The 26,998-nt window shown below is 67.7% G+C and carries 27 protein-coding genes and 1 riboswitch; of the genes, 16 read left to right on the top strand and 11 right to left on the bottom strand.

Going from position 1 to position 26,998, the window contains the following annotated elements; translation table 11 throughout:
• Positions 1-50 precede the first annotated feature (50 nt).
• Both ACIA76_RS21625 and ACIA76_RS21620 read right to left on the bottom strand, forming a co-directional pair.
• Complete coding sequence (locus ACIA76_RS21625; protein ID WP_397153636.1) at positions 51-1,352, bottom strand: diguanylate cyclase domain-containing protein; 1,302 nt, start codon at positions 1,350-1,352, stop codon at positions 51-53.
• Between the two features lie 713 nt (positions 1,353-2,065).
• Positions 2,066-2,401 (bottom strand): Lsr2 family protein, encoded by a 336-nt coding sequence (locus tag ACIA76_RS21620; RefSeq protein WP_397153635.1) that lies wholly within the window; start codon positions 2,399-2,401, stop codon positions 2,066-2,068.
• Between the two features lie 392 nt (positions 2,402-2,793).
• Here ACIA76_RS21620 and ACIA76_RS21615 point away from each other — a divergent pair, with 392 nt between their 5' ends.
• The gene (locus tag ACIA76_RS21615) at positions 2,794-3,090 is read left to right on the top strand and encodes a hypothetical protein (protein ID WP_397153634.1); all 297 of its coding nucleotides are present in this window, start codon (positions 2,794-2,796) and stop codon (positions 3,088-3,090) included.
• A gap of 348 nt (positions 3,091-3,438) precedes the next feature.
• Here the strand turns inward: ACIA76_RS21615 and ACIA76_RS21610 are convergent, their stop codons facing one another.
• A complete protein-coding gene (locus ACIA76_RS21610) occupies positions 3,439-5,190 on the bottom strand; it encodes an NRAMP family divalent metal transporter (RefSeq protein ID WP_397153633.1) in 1,752 nt (583 codons plus the stop codon).
• Positions 5,191-5,326: 136 nt separating this feature from the next.
• Positions 5,327-5,488: a hypothetical protein gene (locus tag ACIA76_RS21605; RefSeq protein WP_397153632.1), complete on the bottom strand. Its 162-nt coding sequence runs from the start codon at positions 5,486-5,488 to the stop codon at positions 5,327-5,329.
• A 273-nt stretch (positions 5,489-5,761) separates the two neighbouring features.
• A riboswitch (M-box (ykoK) riboswitch) is annotated at positions 5,762-5,929 on the bottom strand.
• A gap of 189 nt (positions 5,930-6,118) precedes the next feature.
• Between ACIA76_RS21605 and ACIA76_RS21600 the strand changes: the two genes are divergently transcribed.
• The 3 genes from ACIA76_RS21600 to ACIA76_RS21590 all read left to right on the top strand — a co-directional run bounded on the left by ACIA76_RS21600 (position 6,119) and on the right by ACIA76_RS21590 (position 8,587).
• A complete protein-coding gene (locus ACIA76_RS21600; RefSeq protein ID WP_397153631.1) occupies positions 6,119-7,096 on the top strand; it encodes a cation diffusion facilitator family transporter in 978 nt (325 codons plus the stop codon).
• A 114-nt stretch (positions 7,097-7,210) separates the two neighbouring features.
• Entirely contained in the window at positions 7,211-8,143 is a 933-nt protein-coding gene (locus ACIA76_RS21595) for a cytochrome c oxidase assembly protein (RefSeq protein WP_397153860.1), read from the top strand.
• Positions 8,144-8,236: 93 nt separating this feature from the next.
• The gene (locus tag ACIA76_RS21590) at positions 8,237-8,587 is read left to right on the top strand and encodes a hypothetical protein (RefSeq protein ID WP_397153630.1); all 351 of its coding nucleotides are present in this window, start codon (positions 8,237-8,239) and stop codon (positions 8,585-8,587) included.
• 6 nt (positions 8,588-8,593) lie between these two features.
• Here the strand turns inward: ACIA76_RS21590 and lexA are convergent, their stop codons facing one another.
• On the bottom strand, positions 8,594-9,310 hold the full coding sequence (gene lexA, locus ACIA76_RS21585) for a transcriptional repressor LexA (RefSeq protein ID WP_397153859.1): 717 nt from the start codon (positions 9,308-9,310) through the stop codon (positions 8,594-8,596).
• A 301-nt stretch (positions 9,311-9,611) separates the two neighbouring features.
• Here lexA and ACIA76_RS21580 point away from each other — a divergent pair, with 301 nt between their 5' ends.
• From ACIA76_RS21580 to ACIA76_RS21565, 4 genes are all read left to right on the top strand, one after another.
• Positions 9,612-10,127: a LysM peptidoglycan-binding domain-containing protein gene (locus ACIA76_RS21580; RefSeq protein WP_397153629.1), complete on the top strand. Its 516-nt coding sequence runs from the start codon at positions 9,612-9,614 to the stop codon at positions 10,125-10,127.
• A 218-nt stretch (positions 10,128-10,345) separates the two neighbouring features.
• Positions 10,346-11,602, top strand: coding sequence for a hypothetical protein (locus ACIA76_RS21575; RefSeq protein WP_397153628.1), 1,257 nt, complete (start codon positions 10,346-10,348; stop codon positions 11,600-11,602).
• 159 nt (positions 11,603-11,761) lie between these two features.
• Positions 11,762-12,238: a transcriptional regulator NrdR gene (nrdR, locus tag ACIA76_RS21570; protein ID WP_397153627.1), complete on the top strand. Its 477-nt coding sequence runs from the start codon at positions 11,762-11,764 to the stop codon at positions 12,236-12,238.
• Between the two features lie 92 nt (positions 12,239-12,330).
• The gene (locus ACIA76_RS21565) at positions 12,331-13,077 is read left to right on the top strand and encodes a class I SAM-dependent methyltransferase (protein ID WP_397153626.1); all 747 of its coding nucleotides are present in this window, start codon (positions 12,331-12,333) and stop codon (positions 13,075-13,077) included.
• A 9-nt stretch (positions 13,078-13,086) separates the two neighbouring features.
• Here ACIA76_RS21565 and hrpA read toward each other — a convergent pair whose 3' ends face one another.
• Positions 13,087-17,280, bottom strand: coding sequence for an ATP-dependent RNA helicase HrpA (hrpA, locus tag ACIA76_RS21560; RefSeq protein ID WP_397153625.1), 4,194 nt, complete (start codon positions 17,278-17,280; stop codon positions 13,087-13,089).
• A gap of 94 nt (positions 17,281-17,374) precedes the next feature.
• Here hrpA and ACIA76_RS21555 point away from each other — a divergent pair, with 94 nt between their 5' ends.
• The 3 genes from ACIA76_RS21555 to ACIA76_RS21545 all read left to right on the top strand — a co-directional run bounded on the left by ACIA76_RS21555 (position 17,375) and on the right by ACIA76_RS21545 (position 19,648).
• Complete coding sequence (locus ACIA76_RS21555; protein ID WP_397153624.1) at positions 17,375-17,551, top strand: hypothetical protein; 177 nt, start codon at positions 17,375-17,377, stop codon at positions 17,549-17,551.
• Between the two features lie 142 nt (positions 17,552-17,693).
• A complete protein-coding gene (locus ACIA76_RS21550; RefSeq protein ID WP_397153623.1) occupies positions 17,694-18,326 on the top strand; it encodes a Pr6Pr family membrane protein in 633 nt (210 codons plus the stop codon).
• 98 nt (positions 18,327-18,424) lie between these two features.
• Positions 18,425-19,648: an aspartate aminotransferase family protein gene (locus ACIA76_RS21545; RefSeq protein WP_397153622.1), complete on the top strand. Its 1,224-nt coding sequence runs from the start codon at positions 18,425-18,427 to the stop codon at positions 19,646-19,648.
• Positions 19,649-19,775: 127 nt separating this feature from the next.
• On the opposite strand, the gene ACIA76_RS21540 is transcribed toward ACIA76_RS21545, so the two are convergent.
• Positions 19,776-20,231 carry a GNAT family N-acetyltransferase gene (locus tag ACIA76_RS21540; protein WP_397153621.1) on the bottom strand — a complete coding sequence of 152 codons (456 nt, stop codon included), beginning with the start codon at positions 20,229-20,231 and terminating at the stop codon, positions 19,776-19,778.
• A 129-nt stretch (positions 20,232-20,360) separates the two neighbouring features.
• Between ACIA76_RS21540 and ACIA76_RS21535 the strand changes: the two genes are divergently transcribed.
• The gene (locus ACIA76_RS21535; RefSeq protein ID WP_397153620.1) at positions 20,361-20,966 is read left to right on the top strand and encodes a DUF5134 domain-containing protein; all 606 of its coding nucleotides are present in this window, start codon (positions 20,361-20,363) and stop codon (positions 20,964-20,966) included.
• A gap of 1 nt (position 20,967) precedes the next feature.
• Here the strand turns inward: ACIA76_RS21535 and ACIA76_RS21530 are convergent, their stop codons facing one another.
• Entirely contained in the window at positions 20,968-21,909 is a 942-nt protein-coding gene (locus ACIA76_RS21530) for a GlxA family transcriptional regulator (RefSeq protein ID WP_397153619.1), read from the bottom strand.
• A gap of 134 nt (positions 21,910-22,043) precedes the next feature.
• Between ACIA76_RS21530 and ACIA76_RS21525 the strand changes: the two genes are divergently transcribed.
• Complete coding sequence (locus tag ACIA76_RS21525) at positions 22,044-22,505, top strand: nuclear transport factor 2 family protein (protein ID WP_397153618.1); 462 nt, start codon at positions 22,044-22,046, stop codon at positions 22,503-22,505.
• A gap of 4 nt (positions 22,506-22,509) precedes the next feature.
• Here the strand turns inward: ACIA76_RS21525 and ACIA76_RS21520 are convergent, their stop codons facing one another.
• The 3 genes from ACIA76_RS21520 to ACIA76_RS21510 form a co-directional block, all read right to left on the bottom strand.
• Positions 22,510-23,205: a PhzF family phenazine biosynthesis protein gene (locus ACIA76_RS21520; RefSeq protein WP_397153617.1), complete on the bottom strand. Its 696-nt coding sequence runs from the start codon at positions 23,203-23,205 to the stop codon at positions 22,510-22,512.
• Positions 23,206-23,294: 89 nt separating this feature from the next.
• Positions 23,295-23,834, bottom strand: a complete 540-nt coding sequence (locus ACIA76_RS21515; RefSeq protein ID WP_397153616.1) for a carboxymuconolactone decarboxylase family protein — start codon at positions 23,832-23,834, stop codon at positions 23,295-23,297.
• Between the two features lie 16 nt (positions 23,835-23,850).
• The gene (locus ACIA76_RS21510; RefSeq protein ID WP_062504858.1) at positions 23,851-24,438 is read right to left on the bottom strand and encodes a peroxiredoxin; all 588 of its coding nucleotides are present in this window, start codon (positions 24,436-24,438) and stop codon (positions 23,851-23,853) included.
• 106 nt (positions 24,439-24,544) lie between these two features.
• Here ACIA76_RS21510 and ACIA76_RS21505 point away from each other — a divergent pair, with 106 nt between their 5' ends.
• The 3 genes from ACIA76_RS21505 to ACIA76_RS21495 all read left to right on the top strand — a co-directional run bounded on the left by ACIA76_RS21505 (position 24,545) and on the right by ACIA76_RS21495 (position 26,903).
• Entirely contained in the window at positions 24,545-25,453 is a 909-nt protein-coding gene (locus ACIA76_RS21505) for a hydrogen peroxide-inducible genes activator (protein ID WP_397153615.1), read from the top strand.
• Between the two features lie 106 nt (positions 25,454-25,559).
• Positions 25,560-26,324, top strand: coding sequence for an MBL fold metallo-hydrolase (locus ACIA76_RS21500; RefSeq protein WP_397153614.1), 765 nt, complete (start codon positions 25,560-25,562; stop codon positions 26,322-26,324).
• A gap of 144 nt (positions 26,325-26,468) precedes the next feature.
• Positions 26,469-26,903 carry a gamma-glutamylcyclotransferase family protein gene (locus ACIA76_RS21495; RefSeq protein WP_397153613.1) on the top strand — a complete coding sequence of 145 codons (435 nt, stop codon included), beginning with the start codon at positions 26,469-26,471 and terminating at the stop codon, positions 26,901-26,903.
• Positions 26,904-26,998: the final 95 nt, after the last annotated feature.

Raw genomic sequence — 26,998 nt, 5'->3', positions numbered from 1 at the left:
TCGCCCAGCGGTCCCGCATGCGTAAACGATTGCGGGACTTGGTATCACAGTCAGGTCAAACCGGGAAAGGCCGCCGCGCTGACATCGATCCCGTGGAGCACCCAGCGGTTGGGTCCGGCCGCTTTGGCGCGGTAGAGCCCGGCGTCGGCGGCATCGAGCAACCGTTCGGCATCGGCATTGGCAACCGGGGTGACCACCGCGCCGATACAGGCCGTGACCCGCAGTAGGCGATCGTCGACCGAAATCGGTTCCGACAGTGCGCCCAGCATCGTCTCGACGATTCCCGCGACCCGCACCGAATCGCACGGCGGGGCGAACAGCACCACGAATTCGTCACCGCCGACCCGGGCCAGCATGGCGCCGAGCGCATGGGCGGCCAGCCGGTTGGCCACCGCGGTCAGCAGGCGGTCGCCGACGCCGTGGCCGTGGGTGTCGTTGATCATCTTGAAGCCGTCCAGATCCACGAAGCCCAGCCCGACCCGATCGCCGGGTTCGGCCTCGGCGATGATCCGCGCCAGCGTGTCGACCAGATGGCGTCGATTGGGCAGACCGGTCAGCGGATCGTGGCGGGCCTGGCGGTGCAGTTCGGCCTGCAGCTCCCGCCGCTGGGTGGTGTCCTCGCCGACCACGAGTAGATAGGCTGCCCGCCCGCCGGTTTCGGGGACCAGGGTGATCGCCCACGCGGCCCAGCCGACGCTGTCGTCGGGGCGCCGGTAGCGCAGTTCGAGGCGCACCGTGCCCGAACCCGCGGTGGGTAGTTCCTCGTAGACGCGTGTCTGCATCTGCCCGCGGTCGTCGGGGTGGATCAGTTCCACGACCGGTCGTCCGCGCAGTTGCTGCACGGGCACCCCGAGCATGGCGGCCAGGGTGGGGTTGACATCGACCACGCGGCCCCGGGTATCGCCGATGCCGATGGCCACGGCGGCATTGTCGAACATCACCCGGAACCGGATCTCGGCGGCGTGGCGGGCGTCGGCCATCGCGGTATGCAGCATCTCCTGATCGCGGGCGCGGGCGGTCAGCAGCGTCTCGGTATAGCCGCGCGCCAGCTCACCGAAGACCGCGACCATGCGATCGCCGTGCGGTGCAACGAGTTCGGTGAGGGGGGTCAGCGCGTAGGCGGACCGGGTGAGGACCTGCGGATCGGTCAGATTCGCCCGCACCAGCTCGGCGCCCACCTCCGCGGCGTCGGCCGGATCGAACGGTTCGGTCGTCGCCGCCGCGAACAGCCGCTCGGTCAGCCCGAGCAGCAGGAGTTCGAGTTCGCGCATCGACATCGGCACGAATCCGGTCTCGGCGACCGCGATTCGCCATTGTCGTGCCAGTGCCGCGATATCGCTCTTGCGTATCATGCAAACCCACCCCCGCCCAGATCCGACCTGCATTCACCGAATTGCGGGAACGGCGTGGCGCCGAACCAGATCACCAGGCTACCGCGCCGGGGGAGTTGTTTCGCGCCGGCATGCTTCCGAATGGTGCGATCGTCACCGATTCGACGCCGGCAACAGGGCGTTCGGCATCCGGGCGTCCGTGGCCGAGGCGGCGGCCGCGCTGCGAGATCCGGTGGTGGCGGTATGTCCGGCTCGCCGTGGCGCCGATCGGATCCGGCGACTATCGGCCCTGTTCGCGCGGGTCCACCGGCGTCGACGGAAGTGACCGCGCGATGCGGATCGCGAATGCGGGCATCGGTCAGGTGAATTCGTTCGTCGACCGTCGAATTCGCCTGCGATTCCAGTGGTCCCGGCCAGCACGGCCGACGGACCGCGCTCGTCGCCGACCGCGGGTTCTTTACGCTGCAACGGGATCTGCACGCGCATCCGCACGATCAGACGAAAAATGGCGCGCCCATGGCTATTACGGCTTGGTACGGCCATAATGCGGTGGCGCTGGGAGCATTCGCCGACGGAGCTGGGCGGCGGCGCCCCGGCCTGCGGGGCGCGATCCCGGCCGACCGCGACATGCCCGCGGATATTGCCGGGTGTGAGTTCGGCGATCGAGGGCAATGCCGCGGGTCCGCGGCATTGCCTCCACTGCTGGACGAGCCCGATCCGAACGTGGAATCACATTACTTGTTGGCTTTGTGATACGCCGAGACGACCTCCGAGGAAATACGGCCGCGCGCCGAGACGTTGAAGCCGTGTTTCTTGGCCCATTCCCGGATGGCCACGGTCTGCTCGCGGTCGGCCGCGGTCTTGGGGCGGGTGGTGCCGCCCGCCTTGAGCCGGCCGACCTTGCGGCCTTTGTCCGTCCAGGGCTCGAGCGCCCCCCGGAGCTTACCGGCATTCAGAGTGGAGAGATCGATTTCATAGGCCACGCCATCGATCGAGAACTGCACGGTTTCATCCGCTTTGGACTTACCGTCGTAATCGTCGACAAGCGTGACTGTGACCTTCTTGGCCATGAGCGAGCCCCTTCACAAGGACATGGATCGGCTGGGATTGTCCACACCGTACCGCAAGGCTCGCGTACACAGCGAATCCGACGCAATTCGGCGTTTCCGGTGGCGAATGCCGAAACGTGAAAACAATCGGCGTCCGCAACAATTCCGGCCGGGTTCCGAAGCGTCGGCATTCCGATATGTGATTGCTCCCGCTCGCAGGGCCGGGCGATCGGGGATGCGCTGTCCGAATGGGTCGCCGCCGGGGTCGAGAGCATCCGGACCGCCCGGCTACCTGGTACGACGCGCCGAGGATGTGTTTGCCGTCACATTCTCTTCCGATTCGGTCGGGAAGTGGCGACCCTCGACTGAAGGGTTTGCTGACTATTCGCTGTTCGGGGATCGGAGAATTGATCGTGACAATCGAACGCCCCCCGCTGCGCATCGCCCCGCCCCCGGAGCTCGGTTCGGCGGCCGGTCCTTTGGGCGTCCCGGTGGCCGTGCTCGGTCTCGTTCTGTTTCTCGCGGCCGTCGCCGCGCTGCCTCGCCTGTCGTTCTGGGGCGGTGAATACGGCGGGATTCTGATCTATCTCGCGTTCATGCTCTATACCGCCGTCGCGGGTGCGCTGATCCGATGGGGGATCGACACCGCTGCAGATCGCCGGGCACGGCTGGGTCGCGTGCGGTCGGCAGCGCGAGAATCTCGTCGGTAGTCGCGGTCTCGCCAGGCGCGGGAAGATCTCGGTGCCGCTGTGCCGCTGTGCCGCTGTGCCGCTGTGCCGCTGTGCCGCTGTGCCGCTGTGCCGCTGTGCCGCTGTGCCGCTGTGCCGCTGTGCCGCTGTGCCGTCAGGTGATAGCCGTGTTCCTGCGTTGCGCGGGCGGTGGATTCGCCGCCGATGCTGGTCGCGATGCCGCCCTGCACGATTGCGGTCATGACGCGCGGCGTGGTCGCGGATCCGGGTCGGTGCCGTGGAATCTACGATCCGAGTAGCCGGTGCACCAATGAAACAAGGCAGGCAAACTCGTGAGTTTGCCTGCCTTGCTATGTGATGTAGGTCAGGTCAGCCGGTGATCGACTGGAAGATCTTCACCCCCACCAGGATCACCGCGATGGCCAGATAGCCCCGCAGCGCGATCATGCCGCCCAGCCGCAGCGGCGAAAACGCCGGGCGCTCCAGAGTTTCCAATGCCGGGGTGCGCCAGGAATCGCGGTCCTGCTCCCGGATCGTCCGGCGCTCGGCCCGCGACAGCGGAGTCGACTCCAGCTCCTCGATCTGATCGGGATCCAGCCCGCCCAGCTCGGCCGCCGTGCGTTCGGCCGCTCGGCGCTCGCCCCGGTTCCGCGCGAGGACGATCACACCGCCGCCGAGCAGCCCGACCAGCACACCCACCCCGAAGAACAATTGCAAACTGGCCGTGGACAATTCGGGGAAGAACGTGGCCGCCGTCAGGGCCAGCGACAGCAGCACCAGCGACCACACGATCACGCCCGCGACGATGTTCTGCCGCGCCGTATTCACCCACGGTCCGAGCACCGCCTTGTCGTTGCACAGCAACACCAGGAATACCGTGGCCGACGGCAGCAGCACCCCGGCCAGCGCCTGCACGCCTTGGGTGAGCAGGCCCAGCACGTGATCGGGGCTGAACGACACCGCCGCGGCGACCGCCAGCAGCAGCGCGTAGCCGAGGTAGAACACCGGCGCCTCACTGATCTTCCAGTGCAGCGAGTGCCGCTTGCCGACGGTGTCGCCGAGGGCGTAGGTGGTGGCCAGGCCCACGGCGTTGGCGCCGATCAGCGATGCGTCCAGCAGCAGGATCGCGAACAGCGCGCCGACGGTCGGGCCGAGGTGATCGTGCAGCGCCCCGGCGACCGCTCCGGCATCGGTGAAGTTCCCCACCGCGTCGGTACCGGCCAGTCCGAACGCCGCGGCCGCCATGATCGCCACCGCGCCGAGCATCACCACGACGATGCCCACCCACAGGTCGATGCGCTCATAGCGGATCCAGCGCGGGGTGATCCGCTTGTCCACGATGTTGGACTGCTGGAAGAACAGCTGCCAGGGCGCGACGGTGGTGCCGACGATCGAGACGATCAGCAACAGCAGCGTGGAGTTCAGCCCGCCGGGGAACGACGGGATCAGACCCTTGGCGGACTCGGACACGCTCGGATGCACCATGAACGCCAGCGGGAACATGACGATGTTGATCGCGATGAGCCCGAACAGGAATCGCTCCCAGCGCCGGAACGAGCCACCCGCGACCACCGCGAACAGCAGCACCGCCGCCAGCGGCACCGAGATGGATTTGGGCAGGCCGAAGTAGCCCAATGCCATCGAGACGCCGATGAATTCGGTGATGATGGTCAGTGCGTTGACCAGGAACAGATCCCCGACGCTGAACGCGCCCCAGAACTTGCCGAACCGCGCGAAGATCAGCCGCGCATGCCCGACCCCGGCGACCGCGCCGAGCCGGACCACCATTTCCTGGTTGACGTAGAGCACCGGAATCAGCAGCAGCAGCGTCCACACCAGGGCCATGCCGTAGTTCTGGCCCGCGGTGGCGTAAGTGGCGACACCGCCCGCGTCGTTATCGCCGACCATGACGATCAGGCCGGGGCCGAGGATGGCCAGCAGCATCCGGAATCGCTGCCACCGGCTGCGCCCGGCGAGGGTGTCGTTGCGGCCGATGGTGCCCAGCGCGCCGACGATATCGCCGACGTGGGCGCTGTCCATGACCGCGCCGGTCGGCGCCGGATCGGGTGCGGTGACGGTCGTGGTGGTGCGGCGCGAGGCGCCACCGGAGAAGAAGGCCATCGCCGTTCTCTCTTTCTTGGCTGTGCGAACTACTGCCGTGCTGCCCACCACTTGTGTTCGAGCACCGACACCGAGCTTGCATCTGAACGTGCGTGAATGATCTTGCGGCACAAGCGAATACGTGCCGTCTTGGGCCCTACCGGTGGTAGGGGTGGGCGCCCAGCGAGGCGCTGACGACCGCCAGCGGGGTCTGCGAGGCGCGCAGGTTGTGCCGCTCCTGCGGGGTCAGGGTGTACCGCGCCCGAACGCGGCGTGCGGCGGTGGCCAGGGACAGGCGGGGGAAGGTGATGAAGGTCATGATGGACTCCTCGAGGGAAAATCCAACCGGCACAACATTTTTCGCGCATGCTGAGGCGCGCGGAGACGAGCGGTCTGCGCGGGGATCAGGCTGCGGGAAGCGTGCGGCAGGCTGGCAATGGAACAGAATGTCGACCCGGACTCGGATACGGACTATCGCCAGATTTCATACTTGTCCCTCACCTCCTTGCCGCCAGGACGCATGCGAGCGTCGAATTCGAAATCAGAACCGGCGTGACAACGCCGAGGGATTGCGCCCGCCTGAACCGCCGAGCGTGCACCCCTCTCGTCAGAGCTTCGGCACTGAACGACGTATCCCCAAGGGAAGCCACTTCGGATCACCCCTTAATCCGGGAAGATCTGTCCTAACCCTGGGCGTCTCTCGACGTCGTCGGATCAGTGGCCTGTGTTCGAACAGGAGCCTCGCCTAGCGAGGTGCTGACTCGGCAATCGTGGACCTCCGTGCGGTGAGAAGTCAAGTCGAACGCGAAAACCCCTGCGGGGTGGGTTCTTTCGCGAACACGTCGGATGGCGCGCCTGTGACTCGGATCACCGTGTCGAGCCTCCTTGCATACATAGCGATGTGTGCATATGATCGCCTTCGGGTCGAACAACCGAAAGGGGACACCGCATGGGTGCCGGACACGCGCACTCCCATCAGCACGCACACGCCACGCCCGACAGTGACCGGCGCTGGCTCGCCGGCGCGCTGGCGGTGATCGTGATCTTCCTGCTCGGCGAGGTAACCGTCGGTGTGCTGGCCGGATCGCTGGCACTGCTGTCGGATGCCGCGCACATGCTCACCGATGCCGCCTCCATCGTGCTCGCCCTGTCGGCGATCCGGTTGGCGGCGCGCCCGGCCGCCGGGCGGATGACCTTCGGCTGGAAGCGGGTCGAGATCCTGTCCGCACAGGCCAACGGGCTCACCCTGCTGCTACTGGCGGCATGGCTGGGGTACGAGGCCATCCGCCGGCTGATCAATCCGCCGGAGGTCACCGGTGGTTTGGTATTGGGCACCGCACTGGTCGGCATCGTGGTGAATGTCGCTGCCACCTGGATGGTTTCGCGCGCCAATCGGAGCAGTCTCAATGTCGAGGGCGCCTATCAGCACCTCCTCAACGACCTGTTCGCATTCATCGCCACCGCGGTCGCCGGTGTGATCATCGTGCTCACCGGCTTCGAGCGCGCCGATGCCATCGCGACACTGGTCGTGGTGGTGCTCATGGTGAAGGCCGGGGTGGATCTGGTCCGCGCGTCGAGCCGCATCTTCCTCGAGGCCGCGCCCGCCGATCTGGATCCGACCGAGATCGGCCGGGCCATGGTCGCGCGCGACGGGGTGGACGAGGTGCACGATCTGCACATCTGGGAGATCACCTCCGGCTCGCCCGCGCTGTCGGCGCATGTGCTGGTCGATCCGGGCCGCGACTGCCACGCCGTGCGCGAGGATCTGGCGCATTGGCTCGCCGACGAGCATCACATCGAACACGCCACCCTGCAGGTCGACCATGCGCGGCCGGAGCTGATCGAGATCGGCGCCACCGCGGACGCGCATTGCGAGGATTCGCACGGGCCGACCCATCGCGCCCGGGATATGCGGCACGCGCACTGAATTCGCGCTGCCCGATTTATCCGATCTGCGAAAGCGCCCGCCGACCTGGGCTGACCCCGGGCCGGCGGGCGGTGGATACTGGCTGCCGTGGCATGGATCGACACACCGCTGACCATGGGGTCGATCGTGACCTCATGGCGGTGGGATACCGCGACCATCGTGATCACCGCGGGGTTGGCGCTCGGATATCAGGTGGCTCGGACGCGGGCGCGTCGTCACGGGGAGGCGATGCCGATCGGGCGCGCGGCCTCGTTCTGCGCGCTCGGGCTCGGGATATGGCTGCTCACCGGGATCAGCGTGGTCGGCGTGTACTCCGACACCCTGTTCTGGATGCGGGCGCTGCAGACGCTGCTGCTGTTGTATGTGGTGCCGTTCGGGCTGGCCAGCGGTCGGCCCGTCACCCTCGTGCGGGCGGCGCTGGGCCCTGCCGGGCAGGCACGGCTGGATCGGGCGGTGGCCTCGCCGCTGGCGCGGGCGCTGACCTATCCGCTGGTGCCGTCGGCGGCCATCCTCGCCGCGCCCTGGCTGCTGTTCCTCACGCCGTGGTACGAGCTGGTGCTACGGCATGGCGCCATCGATGCGCTGACCCGAATCCTGTTGGTGGCCATCGGATTCCTCTACTTCTATTCGCGACTGCAGGCCGATCCGGTGCCGCAGCGGTTCAACCAGTCGATCTCCGTGCTGATCACCGTGTTCGAGTCGATGGCCGATGGGATCCTGGGGCTGGTGCTCTGGTTCGGCCCGCTCGTCGCGGCCGGGTACTACGCCGAGGTCGGCCGGACCTGGGGTCCGGATCCGCGGATGGATCAGATCGTCGGCGCCGGGGTGATCTGGGTGCTCGGCGATGTGCTCGGACTGCCGTATCTGCTGGCGCTGATGCGGTCCTGGGCCTCCGACGAGCGCCGCCGGGCGGCCGAGGTCGACGCCGAACTCGATGCGGCCGAACAGGATTCGCCGCCACAGCCGGAGGCCGCCGAAGAGGAGCCGCAGGGCAGCGGGCTGTGGTGGGAGAACGACCCGCAGCTGCGCGGGCGCTTCCGTCGCTGACTTCGCCGCCCGCCCCTACTGATGCACGGTCGTTACCGAAACGCGTAGTCCGGATTCACGCAATCCTCACAGTTGTGAGGGCACGATAAGCGGATGAGCTCTGCTCGCCCGTTCGTTCTGCGCGTCGCCCTGGCCGTGGGCGCGACGGCGGGATCGCTCATCATTGCCGCCGAACCGGCCGCGGCGGCGCCAGCGGTCACCTTCCGGATCGGCGGCACCATCACCGCCCATGTCACCGGCGAAAAGCCCGGCTATCACTGCCAGATCGCGGCCCATGACATCGACGGACCCTGGGGGCCGGTTAATCCGGGTGGTGATGTCGATCTGGACTCCGGTCCGGTGCGCGGCGGCCGACATATGGTGCGTGTCATCTGCGAGAACCGCCAGCGCGGCGATACGACCACGCATCTGGTCGGCCGTGGCGCCGAGGTTTTCATGCCCTGACGGCCGTCAGATCTTCCGGATGACCGTGACGACCTTGCCGAGGATCTGGGCGTCGTTACCCGGAATCGGTTCGAACACCGGGTTGTGCGGCATCAGCCAGACATCCTTGCCGGTGCGTTTGAACGTCTTCACCGTTGCCTCGCCCTCGATCATCGCCGCGACGATATCGCCGTTCTCGGCGACGTTCTGCTGACGCACGACCACCCAGTCGCCGTCGCAGATGGCCGCGTCGATCATCGACTGGCCGACGACCTTGAGCAGGAACAGCGAACCCTCGCCGACCAATTCGCGCGGCAGCGGGAACACATCCTCCACGGCCTGCTCGGCCAGGATCGGACCACCGGCGGCGATCCGGCCCAGCACCGGCACATAGGTCGGGATCGGCTGATCGCCCCTCTCGGATTCGGATTCGGCGGAGCGCAGGCTGGTCACCGGCGCGACCGCGCGCAGCACCGTCTCGTCCAGGCCGCGTACGTCCACCGCGCGGGGGCGGTTCGGATCGCGGCGCAGATAGCCCTTGCGCTCGAGGGCGCGCAGCTGATGGGCGACCGAGGAGGTGGACGTCAGTCCGACCGCATCGCCGATCTCCCGGATGCTGGGCGGATAGCCGCGTTCGCTCACCGAGGTGCGGATGACCTCGAGCACCTTGCGCTGGCGGACGGTGAGATCCGTAGCGACGCCGGATGTTTCGGCGCCGTCGGATTCGGTGACAGGGTCGGCCAGGTCGTCGTGTCCGCCCACCGTTCGTTCGTTCACGGTCGCCGTCCTCCGTTCATGGGGGTGTTCGGTCCTCCTCGCGCCGCGCGGGGCGTGCCCGCGAGGTGCTCTGCTGTGGTCTCACCGGATTGCGTGTCTCGAATGTAGTCCGCTCGCGACCAGGTTTCAAACATCTGTTCGACGCATGTCTCGCAAATCCGTGACTTTGTCGGTGCCCCGTGGTAGAAATCGAACACCAGTTCATCGAACACATGATCGAATCAATCGCACACAGTCCCGCCCCACTCCCTCCTGGAGGTTCTGTCCGATGCGCACCCCGATCAGCGAATTCGACTCCGCCGACACCGATCTCGGCTTCGATTCCGTACCGCGCGTCCACCGATCGCCCGCCGCCGCACCGGCCTGCGCCGGGCCGGGTAATAGTCGCCCCCGCGGCGCCCGTCCCGCGACTGCGACCATGCGCTACGACCGCATGCGCCTGCGGACGGTCGCGGGGGAGCGCGATCGCGGCCCGCATCCCATGGAGCGGGTGGAGCGGGCCCGCGTGGGCTTCGCGACCCTGGCGGTCACCGCGTTGCTCAGTGCGGTGGTGGTCTGCGGCCTCATCGGCGTGGCGCAATTGCGTTCGGCCGATACCGGTCCCGGCCCGACCTCGGTCGTCCAGGTGCGCGAGGGCGAGTCCCTGTCCGAGGTGGCCGAGCGGGTGGCCCCCGAGACCCCTATACGCGAGACGGTCCACAAGATCGTGGAGCTCAACGGATTAGGCGGCGCGGAGGTCGCCACCGGGCGGACCCTGATCGTCCCGGCCCGGGCTGCTCGCTGACCGTGCCGATCTCGATGGTCGGGCACGTCACCGATCTCATCGATCGAGGTGACCGGCGCGCGGTCTGACACCGGATCATCGATGGCCGACGCGGGTATAGCCCCACGGCCATCGCGTGTGGCCGAATTTCTTGATCGCCGAATAGAACTCGTTGCTACTGTGCTCGGAATGTGACCTGGGCGACATTCGCCGCTGATCGATTTCGAGGGCTTGGCACCATGACTCCACCCACCATCGCCGCGCGTCCGGCGCGTCTGCTCGCCGGAATCGCCGGGCTGCTGGCGTCTTTCATGGTCGGGCTCACGGCCGCACCGGTCGCGCACGCCGTATCGGGCTATGCCGCCTATCTGGATCTGCCGTCCGTCAACGGCGACGGCTCGGGCGGGGGCGGGCTCAATCCCGCCCTGCCGCTGGATGTCGCGACCCTGCGGGCGGCGGTCGAGCAGGTCCGTGCCGACGGTATCGCGCCACCGCGCTATGCCACGCTGCTGCACCAGTATTGGCTGGCGGTCGCGGCCGCCGATGCCGGAATCGACCTGGCAGCATGGGATCCCGCGCGCGGAGTGGACGCCAATGCGCACACCTTCACCCAGGTGTACGTCAACTATCGGCGACTGGCCCTCGCTCATCCGCAGTTCTATTGGGCCGGACTGGCCGAGCTGGCGGGCGGATCGTTTGCGTCCGGATTCTTCGATATGAACGATGCCGCCGGGGTCGTGAGCTTGCCGGAGATCCGCCGGCTCGGCGACGCGGTCGCCGATCTGCTCCGCCGGACCCCGGCCCCGCTGCTGGATCTGCTGCCCTCGGATCTGCGCCTGCTCGCTACCGAGGGGCCGCGGCTCACGCCCGCGGACCTGTCCTGGTATCAGACCCGGCTGCTGATCATGCAGCGGCACATCTTCCTCGACCAGGTCCCGATGCACGAGGCCTATGCGGCCGAGGGCCTGCCCGCGATCGAGGAGATGTATCGGGCGGGGGTACTCGACGAGAATGCCGTCGCCGCATGGCAATCCATCGCCGCGGGCACCGAATCGGGCTATCGGGACGCGCTGGTGCGGATGACCGACCGGGAACAGAACCAGATCATCGCCGATCAATGGGACGCCACCGCATGGGGCCGCGGCGCGATCGGCCGGGTGCTGACCTATGTGAGCACCATCGCCGGTAAACCGGCTGTGCCCGATGTGCGAGCGCCCGGGATCTTCGCCCCGGTGACGGTCGCCGCCGATGTCGAGGGCCGCCGCGTCGCGCTGCGGGCGCCGCTGCCGGACTTCGACTGGGCCGACCGCGATACCCGATGGACCTATATCACCGGCGATCTGGTGCCGCGCTATACCGAACTGCGGTCGAATCGGGCCGCCGCACAGGCGGTGCTCTCGGTTCCGTTCCCCGATCAGCTCGCGCACAATCGGTTATCGGTCCGGCTGCCGGAACTCCTCGGCGATCTGACCGGCCAGTGGTGCCTGACGGCCTGAAGACCGGTGCGCGATCGGGGGCGCCGACCGGCCGGTCGGCAGTTCTCTCCCGCCTGGGAGTATCCTCAACGGTGCTAAGCACGTATAACACGAGTTCGCGCGTTATACGCTGTGTCGGGAAGATCCCTGTACACCCCGCTCGCCGAAGGATCTCAACGGATGCATTGCCCGTATTGTCGCCACCCGGATTCGCGTGTGGTCGACTCCCGTGAGGCCGAGGAAGGCACGGCCATCAGGCGCCGTCGCGCCTGCCCGCAGTGTGGGCGACGCTTCACCACTGTCGAGACCGCGATCCTGTCGGTGGTCAAGCGCAGCGGCGTCACCGAACCGTTCAGCCGGGAGAAGGTCATCCGCGGTGTGAGCCGCGCCTGCCAGGGTCGCGAGGTCGACAGCGATGCCCTGAACCTGTTGGCCCAACAGGTCGAGGATTCGGTGCGGGCCAAGGGGTCTCCGGAGGTCGCCAGCCACGAGGTCGGGCTCGCGATCCTCGGCCCGCTGCGTGATCTGGACGAGGTGGCGTATCTGCGATTCGCCTCGGTCTATCGCTCGTTCAGCTCGGCCGAGGACTTCGAGAACGAGATCGCCGAACTGCGCCGCCTCCGTGCCGAACACGCGGTCACCGTCAACGCCGACTGAACTGCCGAATCCTGTTCCCGCGCACCGATTTCCGCTGGCGCGATCCCGAAAACCTGTGGCCCGGAAGCGCTCGTGCGTGCTTGACTTCGCCCATGAATTGGGTGCGGGAGTTCTATTCCACGACCGGGGCATGGTGGGCCAAGGCGGATGCGCGGATCACTGATCGGGATCTGCGGCGAGTGCGCCTGATCGGTGAGCACGGTCCCGGCACGGGCCGAGTCCTGGAATTGGGTTCCGGATACGGGGCGACCGCGGTGGCTGCCGCGCGCGCCGGATACGACGTGACCGCGATCGAGATCAGCGATCGCGCGGAGCACACCGCCGGATTGGCCCACGACCTGACCCCGGGTGCACTGAGGGTGCATCGGGCCGACTTCTACGACGTGGAACTGGACCAGCGATTCGACATCGTCTGCTACTGGAACGGATTCGGCGTCGGCTCGGACGCCGACCAGCGCCGCTTACTCGAACGGATCGGTTCGCTCTGGCTCGAGCCTGGCGGGGTCGCGCTCATCGATATCTTCAATCCGTTCGTCTGGGCGGGTTGGGACGGCGACGAGGATCATCACCTGCCGGATCCGGCCGCCGGATACGACTACGAACTGCGGCAGCGGATCAGCTTCGACCCGATCACCTGCACCGCGACGGACACCTGGTGGGAGCCGACGACGCCCGAGCGGACATTCCGTCAGTCGCTGCGCTGCTATTCACCCGCCGATCTCGGACTGCTGCTCGACGGGACCGGCCTGTCCCTGGCCGGAATCGTCGCCGGGGAGAACGCGGATCCGGCCGCGCTGCGCGACGAGTACGAATACCTCGCGATCCTGCGCCGGTCGTGACCGACGCGGTTATCGCGCAGGACGTTTCACGGGCGTGGCACGCACGGCCGTGATCGCCTTCTCGATTCGCTTGGCCGACACCGGATACGGCGTGCCGAGCTGCTGCGCGAACAGACCCACCCGCAATTCCTCGATCATCCACCAGATTTCGGTGACATCCGCCGCGCCGCGTCGCGGCTCCGGCAGGCTGTCGAGCAGTCGCTGATAGGCGGCGTGCACGCGATCCAGTTCGGCCATGCCCTGGCGGTCGCGGTTGAGCGATGCGGGCAGCGCCTGCAGCCGCACCGTGGCGGACTGCAGGTATCGGGGCAGCTCGCGCAGCCGGGCACTGCCGAATTCCGTGATGAATCCCGCGAACACCAGCTCGTCGAGCTGATGGGTGACATCGTCGGCGATATCGCGATCGGTGGTGTCGGACAGGGCGGTGCGCACCCGATGGGCCTCGGCCAGCACGGGCACCACGAGCCGCACGATCCGGATCACGGTGTCGCCGAAGCGTGGTCGGATGCGCTCGATCAGCGCCCGGAACTCCTCGGGGCTGCGTACCGGACCGCCGTTCGCGCCGATCAGCTCGTCGGCGGCGCAGGCGCGGCAGTCCTCGATCAGCGCCTCCAGTGAGCCGTACGGATTCTGGCTCAGCGCAAGGCGATCGGTGGGCGACAGTCCGGCCGTCGCCGCCCGCGCCGAGGCGGGCAACTCGTTCAGCACCAGCGTCCGGATGCCCGCGCGCATGGCGGCCGCCTGCTGACCGGGTGAGGACAGCACGCGCACCGCGACACCGTCGCCCTCGGGGACCAGTGCCGGATATCCGGTGATGGTCTGACCGCCGACCTCGCGGCGCACCGTCGGCGCCAGCGTGCCCAGCGATTCGGAGGTCCACACCGTGGCGGGGGCCCGCTCGGCGGCCTTCGTGGCGCGCGCGACCGATTTCGAGACTTGGTCGGCCAGGCGGGTTTTCAGCGTCGCGAGGCTCTTGTCGCGGTCGACGATCGTGCCGTCGGGCGTGGTGGCCGCGAAGGTCATGCGCAGATGGTCGGGGAGTGCGCCCGGATCGAGATCGTTGGTACCGATGGTGACCGAACCCAGCTGGGACAGCTCGCGGGCCAGCCCGACCCGCAGCGGTTCGGCACGCGGGGTGAGCCGCGCCAGGGCCGCCCGGGCGAAATCGGGCGCCGGAACCACCGTGCGGCGCAACTGTTTCGGCAGTGTCTTGATCAGCGCCGCCGCCAGCTCCTCGCGCATGCCCGGCACCAGCCAGTCGAAGCCGACCGCGCGCACATGCGCGAGCTGCGTGATCGGAATGTGCACGGTCACACCGTCATCGGCCTGGCCGGGCTCGAATTGATAGGTGAGGGGGAAGGTGAGCTCGCCCTGGCGCCACTGGTCGGGGAAGGCGGTCGGATCGAGGACCGCGGCATCGGAGTTGACCACCGTGGACGTCGAGAAGTTCAGCAGCTCAGGGTCTTTGCGCTGCGCCTTGCGCCACCAGCTGTCGAAGTGGCGGACCGAGACCACATCGGCCGGGATGCGCTGATCGTAGAATTCGAACAGCACCTCATCGTCGACGAGGATATCGCGGCGGCGTGCCCGATTCTCCAGATCGGCGACGTCGTCGATCAATTCGCGGTTGCGATGGAAGAATTCGTGGCGGGTCTGCCATTCGCCCTGTACGAGCGCGTGCCGCAGGAACAACTCGCGCGAGATCTGCGGATCGATGCGGCCGAAGTCGACCCGGCGCTGGACCGCCAGCGGAATGCCGTACAGCGTGACCCGCTCATAGGCCATGGCCGCGCCCCGGCGCGAGGACCAATGCGGTTCGGAGTAGGTGCGTTTGACCAGATCCCCGGCCAGCCGCTCCGCCCATTCCGGTTCGACGCGCGCCGCCATGCGGCCCCACAGCCGGGAGGTCTCCACCAATTCGGCGGCCATCACCCAGCGCGGCGGCTTCTTGGCCAGCGAGGAGCCCGGGAAGATCATGAACCGCGCATTACGCGCACCGAGAAACTCCCGGCTCTCGGCCTCGCGCACCCCGATATGCGACAGCATGCCCGCCAGCAGCGACTGGTGGATCGCCGTGCCGTCCCACGGCAGCAGATCGGAATCGTCGGGCATCGAGGCGATCTGGCCGTCACCGGACGACCAGCCGAGCCCCTTGGTGATGGTCCGCAGCTGCCCCTGTAGATCCTGCCATTCCCGAATCCGCAAGTAGTGCAGGAACTCGTCGCGGCACATCCGCCGGAACTGATTGGACGACAACGCCTTGCGCTGGGCGCGCAGATAGTCCCAGAGCCGCAGATAGGCCAGGAAGTCCGAACCCTCCACGATGAACCGGGCATGTTTCGCATCGGACTGCTGCTGGAACTCGGCCGGGCGCTCCCGCACGTCCTGGATCGACAATGCCGCGACGATCACCAGCACCTCGGGCAGGCAGCCGTTCTTATCGGCCTCCACCAGCATTCGCGCCATTCGCGGATCGACCGGAATCTGGGCCATCTCGCGCCCCACCGGGGTGAGCACGAGATCGCCGACCATCGCCTCATCCCGGCGCCGCGAATTCCCGCGCCCCTGAACCTCTTCGGAGCTGTGATCGTCGCGGTCCGGGCCGTCGGCGCCGAGATCCTGGCCGCCGGTGGAGTCTTCCCCGTCTGGGCGGTCGTCCTCGGCGCGGCCGGACGAGTCCTTCTTGCTCTGGCCGCTGGATTCGGGATCCGGCCGGGCCGCAAGTGGTTTCGGCGGATCCTTCTGGGCAAGCGCGCCCAGCTCCTCCAGGAGCGCGATGCCGTCGCGAATCGCGCGGCGGTCCGGCGGCTCGACAAACGGGAAGTTCTCGATATCGCCCAGGCCCAGGGCGGTCATCTGGAGGATGACGGCGGCCAGGTTGGTGCGCAGGATCTCTGGTTCGGTGAAGGCGGGGCGGGTGTCGAAATCGTCCTCGGAGTACAGGCGGATGCAGATGCCGTCGGCGACGCGGCCGCAGCGGCCGGCGCGCTGGCGGGCCGAGGCCTGGGAGATCGGTTCGATCGGCAGGCGCTGCACCTTGGTGCGCATCGAATAGCGGGAGATGCGTGCGGTTCCCGGATCCACGACGTAGCGGATGCCGGGGACGGTCAGCGAGGTTTCGGCGACGTTGGTGGCCAGTACGACGCGACGTCCGGTGTGGGACTCGAAGACTCGATGCTGCTCGGCCGTGGACAGCCGCGCGTACAGCGGCAGGATCTCGGTGCGTGGCAGCCGCAGATCGCGCAATGCGTCGGCGGCGTCGCGGATCTCGCGCTCACCGGACAGGAAGACCAGCACATCGCCGTCGCCCTCGGCGAGCAGCTCGGTGACCGCGTCGCCGATGGCGTCGACCGGATCCCGGTCCACCACGCGAGGATCGGCGTCCTCATCGTCCTCGCCCTCACCGGCCGGCGCCGGAATCTCCAGCGCCAGTGGGCGATAGCGCAGCTCCACCGGATACGACCGGCCCGAGACCTCGACAATCGGTGCGGGCGTGCCGGATTCGTCGGCGAAGTGGCGGGCGAACAGCTCCGGATCGATGGTCGCGGAGGTGATGATCACCTTGAGATCGGGCCGCCTGGGCAGCAACTGCTTGAGATAGCCGAGCAGGAAGTCGATGTTGAGGCTGCGCTCGTGTGCCTCGTCGATGATGATCGTGTCGTAGCGGCGCAGCAGCCGGTCGCGCTGGATCTCCGCCAGCAGGATGCCGTCGGTCATCAGCTTGATCAGGGTGCGTTCGGACGCCTGATCGGTGAAGCGGACCGTATAGCCGACCACATCGCCGAGTTCGGTGCCCAACTCCTCGGCGATCCGCTCGGCGACCGTGCGCGCGGCCAACCGGCGCGGCTGAGTATGCCCGATGGTGCCGCGGATGCCGCGCCCCAACTCCAGGCAGATCTTCGGAATCTGGGTCGTCTTACCGGAACCGGTCTCACCGGCGATGACGACGACCTGATGGGCGGCGATGGCGTCGGCGATATCGGCTCGGCGCGCGGAGACGGGCAGCTGCTCGGGATAGCGGATCTGCGGTACGGCCGCGCGACGCGCCTGGATTCGCCGTTCGGCGGCGGCGATCTCGGTCTCGAGGTCGGCGATATCGCCGCGGGCCCGATCGAGCCGGCGGCGCAGACGATATTCGTCGCGGATCGTGAGATCGCCCAGGCGGGTGCGCAGCGCGCGAGAGGTGGCGGCGGTCCTGGTCATTGCATCGACCAGCCTAGCGAAACGCCGCCGTCGCGGCGCACACCCGGTGCCGATCTTGCTCCGAAGCGCCTGTCCCATATGTCACCATCGAGGAATGATCGCTGGTTCCCGAACGCCGATATGGGTCCGCGTCCTGCGATTCATCTCCGTGCTGCTGGGCATCGCCGCCCTGATCCGGGGCCGGATCCGCGCCCTCGATGCGGTCGCGATGTCCGCGGTGAGCCGTCCGCGTTACGACGCTGACGGCGATCCGCTGCCGGGACGACCATGACCCCACGGATGTAGGACCGCACCACCGCATCCGCGGGGCCGCTACGACCCGCGGCGCGTATCGCCGTATGCGATAGCGATCGGCACTGGGTTTGCGGCCTCGTTGCCGTGGGAAATGTAGTGGTCTGTGCCAGGATCTGATCATGATCACCGGTGCGGGGTCGGCGCTGTGGGTGCGGGGGATTCGGATCGGGTTCGCGGTGCTGGGAATCGTTGCGCTGGTGTGGATTCCGATTCGCGACATCGGCGACGCCGGATTCTCGCTGGGGAACTACCTCAGCTACTTCACGATCGAATCCGCTGTGTTCGGCGTGCTCGTACTGCTGTTCGGCGGCCTGATCGACCCGCAGGGGCGGCGCTGGCAGGAGGTGCGCGGGGCCGCGACGCTCTACCTGCTGATCACCGGCGTGGTGTATGCGGTGCTGCTGGCGAATATCGACGTCATGCTGCAGGACCAGTGGATCAACTCCGTCCTGCATCGGGTGCTGCCGATCGTCGTGATGGCCGATTGGTTGCTGATACCGGCTCGGTTGGGGGCCGGTGCGCGGCTGGTGGTCGGCTGGCTGATCTATCCGGCGGTGTACGGGGTTTACACCTTGATCCGCGGGGCGATCGTGGACTGGTATCCGTATCCGTTCATGGACCCGCGCGGACAGGGTTATGTCTCGCTGTTCATCGGAATGGTGATGTTGGCGGCCGTCTTCGCGCTCCTGGCGACCGCGGTCGCCGGACTGGGTGCGCTGCGCGGACCGCCACGGGCCGATTCCGCGGGGTGAGGCGCCGCGCGCCCGGTGGGTCGAGGCCGGATCGGCGCGCAGGTAGTGTGGTGCGCGGTCGGTAACGGCCGGTTGGGTGTGCGGAGAGGAGCCTGAACATGGGTGCGCTGTGGCATGGATTCGCCGATATGGGTGCGGTGGAACGCGATGGTGCGTTCGTGGTGGCACGCGGTGAGGGCGCCTATATCTGGGATCGCGACGACACCCGCTACCTCGACGCCACGGGCGGACTGTGGTTCACCAATGTCGGGCACGGCCGCCGCGAGATCGCCGATGCGGTCGCCGCTCAGCTGTCGACGCTGGCCCACTACAGCAACTTCGGTGATCTCACCGCGCCGGTGACCCAGGAGCTCGCCGAGCGACTGTCGGAGCTGGCCCCGGTGCCCGGCAGCAAGATCATGTTCACCTCGGGCGGTTCCGATTCCGTCGACACCGCCGCCAAGCTGGCCCGCCGCTACTGGCACGAACTGGGCCGCCCGGACAAGACGCTGATCGTCGGTCGTCGGCTGGCCTATCACGGCATGCACGTCGCGGGTACCGCGCTGGGCGGTATCGCGGTCAACCGCGAGGGCTACGGCGAACTCATGCCCGATGCCCGCACGGTCGAATGGAATGACGCGCAGGCGCTGCGGGCCCTGATCGATGAGGTGGGCGCCGATCGGATCGCGGCCTTCTTCTGTGAGCCGATCATCGGCGCGGGCGGGGTGTACCTGCCGCCGGAGGGCTACCTCGCCGAGGTGCGCCGGCTGTGCCGCGACAACGACATCCTGTTCGTCGCCGACGAGGTCGTCACCGGCTTCGGTCGCATCGGCGGATCCTGGTTCGCCTCCACCCGTTTCGGCCTCGAGCCCGATCTGATGACCACCGCCAAGGGCCTCACCTCCGGCTATCTGCCGATGGGCGCGGTCTTCGTCGCCCCGCGGGTGGCCGAACCGTTCTACTCCGGCGGCGTCTGGTTCCGCCACGGCTACACCTATGGCGGACATGCGGGTTCGGCCGCCGCCGCCATGGCCAACCTCGACATCATCGAGCGCGAACACCTCCTCGACGCCAGCAAGAATCTGGAATCACTGCTGCACGAACACCTCGCCCCGCTGGCCGACCACCCGAGCGTCGCCGAGATCCGCAGCGGCCTGGGCGCGGTCGCCGCGGTCCAACTGACCGACCCCACCGCGGGCCCGGCCATGGTGAAGGCCCTACGCGCCCAGGGTGTTTCGGGCCGCGCCGCGGGCCAGGGCGCCATGCAGATCTCCCCGTCGTTCGTCATCACCGAACAGCAGGTGGCCGACCTGGTCGCGGCGTTCACCCGCGCTCTGGGCTGACGGGCGGCGTTACCGTCGGGTCGGCGGCCCGAGTTGGCCGCCGCATTCGCCCGCGCCTTGGGTCGATGGCCGATCCGGCCGTGGCGCTCGCCCGCGCGCTGGGCTGAAGGAAGGCGAGGTCGGGGCCCTATAGCGGTAGCGTCATGAAGACGCTGTGGGGGTCTTCGGCGTAGTCGGCGAAGGGTGGGCAGAACCGGAAGCCGTGGTGTTCGTAGAGGCGGTGGGCCGGTGAAAAGAACTCTGCCGTACCGGTTTCCAGGCTCAGTCGGTCGTAGCCGCGGGTGCGTGCCTCGGCGATGAGATGGGTGAGCATCCGGGCGCCGATGCCGCGGCGGCGGAAGTTCGGGGCGGTGCGCATCGACTTGATCTCACCGTGGGTGGGATCGAGTTCCTTCAGGGCACCGCATCCGGCCAGGGCGTCGCCGTCCCGGAGGGTCCAGACCGTGACCTCCGGCTTGCGCAGATCGTCGAGATCCAGCGCGTGCACGCTGTCCTCGGGGGAGTGCTCGTGCATATCGGCCAGGTGGCTGCCGAGCAGGTCGATCAGCTCCGCGCCGGTCACATCGTCCACCAGGATTCGCATGCGACACGGTAACTCGAAACTGGTCGGTCGTCAGAAAGGTGAATCCGCAGAACAGGGTGCCCCTGCCCGGATCGGGTGCGAGCATGGAGGCAGGGCGGCGGAGGGGCAGTGCCGGAAAGGTGGGCTGGCGTGGCCGGATTCGTGCTGGAGTACGGGGTGCTGCGGTGGGCGGCGGTGATCGCGTTCGCGGTGGCCGGAATGATCGTGGCGGGGCGGGTCGCCTTGGGGTCGGTGGCGGGTGAAGGGGCACAGCGGTTTTCGCGTGCGGTCGATTACGAATCCGATGCCGCCCATCTGCTGATGTGCCTGGTGATGGGGGTGATGCTGATCTTTCCGGCCGCGGCCAGTCCGCCCGCCCTCAGTGGGGTGCTGACCGCCATGGTCGTGGTCTACGCACTGCTGCTGATGGGGCGAATCATCCAGTGGCGCACGGGAAATGCCTCGGGTCCGGGCGCGGCGGTCGCCTACCATCTGCTGGCCGCGGCGGCCATGCTCTACGCCATGTCGGGACATATGACCATGTCGGGACAGATGGGCACGGGCCGGCACGGGCCGGTGCTGTGGGCCCTCGCGGCGGTATTCGCGGTCGACGCCGTCCTGGCGCTGCTCCCGGCTCGGGTGTCGTTGTGGCACGCCTTCGCACATCCATCCGGTGTCACCGGCCCGCTCGCGCGGATTCCGCATGTGGTGATGGACCTCGGCACCGCCTACATGATGATCGCGGCACTGCGCTGAGTCAGCGAAAGGCCTTGCGGTAGGCCAGCGGTGCGACCCCGACCTTGCGGCCGAAGTGGTGCCGCAGCGTGACCGCCGAACCGAAGCCGCACTGGTCGGCGATCTGCTCGATCGACAGATCGGTGGTCTCCAACAGCTGCCGGGCGCGATCGATGCGGGTGCGCAGCAGCCATTGCAGGGCGGTGGTACCCAGCTGCTCCTGGAAGTGCCGCTGCAGCGTGCGCACCGAAACCCCGGCCGCGCGGGCGATATCGGTCTGGCTGAGCGGCTTGTCCAGATGATGTTCGACCCATTCCAGTATCGGCTGCAGGGCCGTGCGCTCGCCGGGATCCGGGGCATGCGCGATGAATTGTGCCTGCCCGCCGTCGCGCTGCAGCGGCATCACGATCGTGCGAGCGGTATCGGCGGCCACCTGCGCGCCGTAATCGTTGCGCACCATATGCAGGCACATATCCAGACCCGCCGAATACCCCGCGGAGGTGAGCACCGATCCGTTGTCGACGAACAGCACATCCGGATCGACCTTGACATTCGGATAGCGACTCGCCAGCGCATCGCAGTTCATCCAGTGGGTGGTCGCCCGCTGCCCGTCCAGCAGCCCCGTCTCGGCGAGGATGAACGCACCGGTACAGACCGACGCGATGCGCACCCCGGCGCGTGCGGCGCGCCGCAGCAGCTCGGCCAGCTCCGGATCGACGTCCCACGGCGGCTGGAATCCCGGGATCAGGATGGTGTGGGCATTCTCGAGCTCGGCCATCGGCCATCGGGCCCGCAGACCGAACAACCGCTGGCCGAAGGACATGGCGGTGGTGTCGCCGCCACAGACCCGCACCTCATAGCCGTAGCCCACGTCCGGTATGACCGTTGTGGCAAAGACATGGCAACCAATGATCAGGTCGTAGATCTCGACCCGATCCGGGACCACCGCCGCAACGACGTGCATGTCGTGATCCTAACGAAAGTGAGACGTCCTCGCGGTTGCGCGGATCGTTTGACCTGGATCACTATGAGAAAGAGGTTTAGCTCACATTCAGTTATCCCTAGTAAGTCGTGAGATTCCGGAGTAGGAGACCCAGCATGATGACCACCGAATCCGATCGGGCCGGGCTGGACGCGCGGCGCCGGCGCGAGCGTATGACCGTCCTGGCAAACTTCCAGTGCCAGTCGGCCCGCGATCTCGACGGCTACCTCGCCACCCTCACCGACGACGCGCGGATCCTGCTGCCGTGGCAGCCGCCGGGTTTCCCGCGAGAGTTGGTCGGGCATGAGGAGATTCGTGCGGCCTTCGCGACGATGGGCATGCACGGCCACCAGGCTCTCGCCGTCACCTCGATGCGGCCGTTCATCGATCCGGGACGCTGGTTGGCCGAGGTCGACGCGGTCGACGCCGCCGAGGAGGGCGCCGGCTCCTATCGCGATCACATGGTGGTGCTGATTCGGATGCGCGAGGGCAAGATCGCGGATTTCGTCAGCTATCACAATCCGCTGACAACGCTCGAGGCCCTGCAGGAGGCGCTGCCCGTGCCGGGGCGGTGCTGAGCGCTCAGATGACCACCGGATAGTCGGGCACGACCCGGCCGCCGAGGCGGACCCAGCCGTCGGAATCCCATTCGGTGAACAGCTGCGAGCCGCGGCCCTGGGTGATGATCAGCCCGCGGCGCAGCAGCGCGGTGATCGCGACCGCCGCGGCGCCGGTGGCCTCGTCCTCCGCGATGCCCAGGTCCGGGGCGAACAATCGCGAGCGGATGGCGCCGCGATGTTCGTCGACCCAGGCCCAGACGTAGTGATGGCCCTCGGGAAAGTCGGTGGGCCGCAGGGTGAGTAGATCATCGACGTTGTCGAACTGGTCGACGGTGAAGCTGGGCGTCCATTCGGCGCGGGCGCGGATCCAGGTCAGGCCGTTGTCGAGCGCTTCGACCTCGACCGGACCGGCGGGCACATCGATCACCTTGACCGGCCGGCCGGTGTGCGAGAGCCACCAGGCCGCACCGACCGAGGGATGTCCGGCGAACGGCAGCTCCCTGGTGGGCGTGTAGATCCGCATCCGGGTGCGCCCGTCGGCGGGCTCGTCGAGGACCACGGTCTCGCTGTAGCCCGCGCGCGCGGCCAGGGCCTGGTGATCGGCGCCGCCGACCTCGTCGGCGCGGGCGATGCCCACGGGATTGCCGAAACGGCCCGCCGCATCGGTGAAGACGCGAACGACCTCGATCTGTGTGCTGTCGCTCTCGACTGCGCCCATGGTGAACCAGCGTACCGCTGAGTACCGACGGGTCTGTTGTGGACACGAAAATGCCCTGCCCCCAAAGGGGGCAGGGCATTTCGATCGAATCAGACGTTCGCCGCGGCGAGGGTTTCGGTGGCCTGTACGGCCTGGCCGACACCGGCGACGATGGCGGCCACGCGCAGCGCCTCGAAGATCACCTCACGCGAGACACCGGCCTCGCGCAGCGTGTGCTCGTGTGCCTCCAGGCAATGCTGGCAGCCGTTGATCGAGGACACCGCGAACGACCAGAGCTCGAAGTCGGCCTTGTCGACGCCCGGCGTGCCGATGATCTGCATGCGCAGCCCGGCCCGCAGGTCGTCGTAGCGGCCGCCGAGGAACGCCTTGCCCCGATAGAACACGTTATTCATGCCCATGATCGAGGCGGCGCCGAGGGCGGCGTTGTACGCCTCGGCCGACAGGGTGTCGGCCGCCTCCTCGGCGATCTCGCGCAACGTGGTGGCCGAACGAGTGGCCGCCGCGGAGGCGAGCAGAGTGCCCCACAGCTGCTGTTCGTTCAGCACGGTCGACCGCGCGATGGACGACAGGTTGAGCTTGAGGTCCTTGGCGTACTCGGGAAGCGAGTTCTTGAGGTTCTCGACAGACACTTGGTGACCTCCTGGATCAGACGCTGGCGGCGAGGAGCTCACCCGCGTTGATGGTCGGGTCGCCCTTCTTCCAGTTGCATGCGCACAGCTCGTCGGACTGCAGCGCATCGAGCACGCGCAGCACCTCGTCGACATTGCGGCCGACCGAACCGGCGGTCACCGAGACGAACTGGATCTCGTTGTTCGGGTCGATGATGAAGGTCGCGCGGTCGGCGACGCCGTCGGCGTTGAGAACACCGGTGGCCGCGGCCAATTCGCGCTTGAGGTCCGACAGCATCGGGAACGGCAGGGTCTTGAGGTCCTCGTGCTGAGCCCGCCACTGGAAGTGCACGAACTCGTTGTCGACGGACGCGCCGAGCACCTGGGCGTCGCGGTCGGCGAACTCGTCGTTCAGCTTGCCGAACGCGGCGATCTCGGTCGGGCACACGAAGGTGAAGTCCTTGGGCCAGAAGAAGACGATCCGCCACTTGCCGGCGTAGTCGTCACTCGAGATCTGCGTGAAGTAGTCGTCGGGCTGCTGAGCATTCACCTTGGACAGATCACCGCCGATAACCGCGGTCAGGTTGTAGGCGGGAAACTGGTCGCCGATGGTCAGCAGGGCCATGCTTGCTCCTCTTCGTTGTCGGGATTGCCGTGCGAAGTGTTCGGGTGTGATCTTGCCCAACCAGCACTGAAAGGTAAAGGTGATCAGTCGCACTATACTAATAGGCGTGACTGATCAGACTTATCAGCCCACCCTGTCACAGCTGCGTGCGTTCGTGGCGATTGCCGAATATCGGCATTTCGGCACCGCGGCGGCGCGGCTGAATGTGAGCCAGCCAACGCTATCGCAGGCTCTGGCATCACTGGAAAACGGACTGGGACTGCAGCTGATCGAGCGCAGCACGCGCCGCGTGCTGGTCACCGCCGCGGGCAAAAGACTGTTGCCGCAGGCGATGGCGACGCTCGAGGCGGCCGACCGCTTCGTCGCCTCGGCGGCGGGCGACGGGCTGCGGGGCACGCTGCGACTGGGCATCATCCCGACGGTCGCGCCCTATGTGCTCCCGAGCCTGCTGCCCGAATTGCGCAGTAGACTGCCCACTTTGGTGCCGTATGTCATCGAGGATCAGACCGCGCGGCTGCTGGACGGGCTGCGCACCGGCGTGCTCGACGTGGCACTGCTGGCGGTGCCGACCGAATCCACCGGCTTCGTCGAGATCCCGCTCTATAGCGAGGAGTTCGTGCTGATCGCCCCGCGCGGACATGAACTCGCCGGGCGCACCGACCTCGCGCCGGAGGCGCTGGATCGGCTGCCGCTGCTCCTGCTGGACGAGGGGCATTGCCTGCGCGATCAGACGCTCGAGCTGTGCCGGGCGCGCGATGTGCGGCCCGGACCGGTCGGCGATACCCGCGCGGCGTCGCTGGCGACCGTGGTGCAGTGTGTCGCGGGCGGTCTGGGCGTGACGCTCATCCCGGAGATGGCCGTGCCCGCCGAAACCGCCCGGGGCACGCTGGAAATCGCCCGATTCGCCGCGCCCGCACCCGGCCGGACGCTGGGCCTGGTCTTTCGCGGCTCGACCGCGCGCATCGAGGACTATGAGAACCTCGCCGAGATCATTCGGTCCGGGCGGCCCCTGTGAGACTGCACAATGATCTCCGCTCTGCTTTGCCACCAGCGCGATTGACCGTTCGGTAAGGGTCTGGGACGCTCGGGCCGTGCGGATTCATCACCTCAACTGCGGCAGCATGTCCCTGGGTACGATCGCTCACTGTCTGCTCGTCGAGACCAGGACCGGGCTGGTGCTGGTCGACACCGGTTTCGGGCTGGACTGCGTACGTAACCCGGGACGGCTGCTCGGTCCGAGCCGCTTCCTGGTCGGCGCCAAGCCCGCCGAACACGAGACCGCGATCCGCCAGATCCAGGCCCTGGGCTACGACCCGGCCGATGTGCGCCATATCGTGCTGACCCACCTCGATTTCGACCATGCCGGTGGGTTATCCGATTTCCCCGGTGCGGTAGTGCATGTGCACGGCCCCGAATTCCGCGCGGCGACCGCGGGCCGCACGATGTCCGAACGCATGCGCTATCGCGCCGTGGAATGGGCGCACGGGCCGCGGTGGATGGTGAACGAATTCGAGGGTGGCGAACCATGGTTCGGCTTCCAGGCGGTGCGCGATCTGCCGGGGCTGCCGCCGGAGATCCTGGTGATTCCGCTGCCCGGGCATACCCGCGGCCATGTGGGCGTCGCGGTGGATACCGGCGCGGGCTGGCTGCTGCATGCCGGCGACGCCTTCTATCTCGACAGCGAGATCGATCCGGCGAATCCGACCACGCCCTGGATGTGGCGGCTGTACGAGATGGGTTCGATCTCGATGGGCGCGTACCGGGCCAATCAGCGCCGGCTGGTCGAGCTCAATCGGGAACACGGCAACGAGATCACGATCTTCTGCTCGCACGATGCCCGGGCCTTCGCCCGGCTGACCGGCGCGGCCGTGTCCCGCCCCCGGTAACTCGCTCAGCAACTGATCGGCACCGCCGTGACTGAGGTCACGTATCCGCAGCTTCGGCCTTTTCAGACGATGTGGGCAGAGTAGTTTCATGAGACTGGCAACTGCGCGGCGAATTGTCGCGCCCGTTCGCGGATGGTGGTCGGTATGAGCAGACTCGAGGGCGTCGGCGCGCGGCTGTTCGTCTACGGCACCCTGCAGTTCGCCCCGGTGCTCGACGAATTGCTCGGGCGCACACCGGATCACGAGGTGGCCGTGGCGCGCGACTGGCGCGCGGCGACGCTGGCGGGGCGGCTGTATCCGGGCCTCGTGCCGCAGCCCGGACGCCTGGTCGCGGGGCTGGTCCTCGACGGGGTCACCGCGGCCGAATGGCGGGTCATCGACGCCTTCGAGGATGACGAATACGATCTGCGCGCCATCGCGGTGATCGGTTGTCCGGATCCGGTGCCGACGTACGTCTGGACCGCGGAGGTCACCCGAAACGACTGGGCGGCCGAGACATTCGCGACCGATCATCTCGCGCGCTATGCGGACCGGTGCGCGCGGTGGCGACGCGAGGCCGCCTCTCGTGCCGAACAGTAGCCGGGGCCACAGCGCGGGCGATTCTACGCGGTAGCCCTGAGATCGTGTCGCGGGTCACACTCTGCACAACCTCTGCCCACCCCGACGGCACCCAA

The sequence above is a fragment of the Nocardia sp. NPDC051570 genome (assembly GCF_044454005.1).
Lineage (GTDB): Bacteria > Actinomycetota > Actinomycetes > Mycobacteriales > Mycobacteriaceae > Nocardia.
Note: the sequence above shows the minus strand (reverse complement) of the source record. Positions and strands in the feature narration are given on the sequence as shown.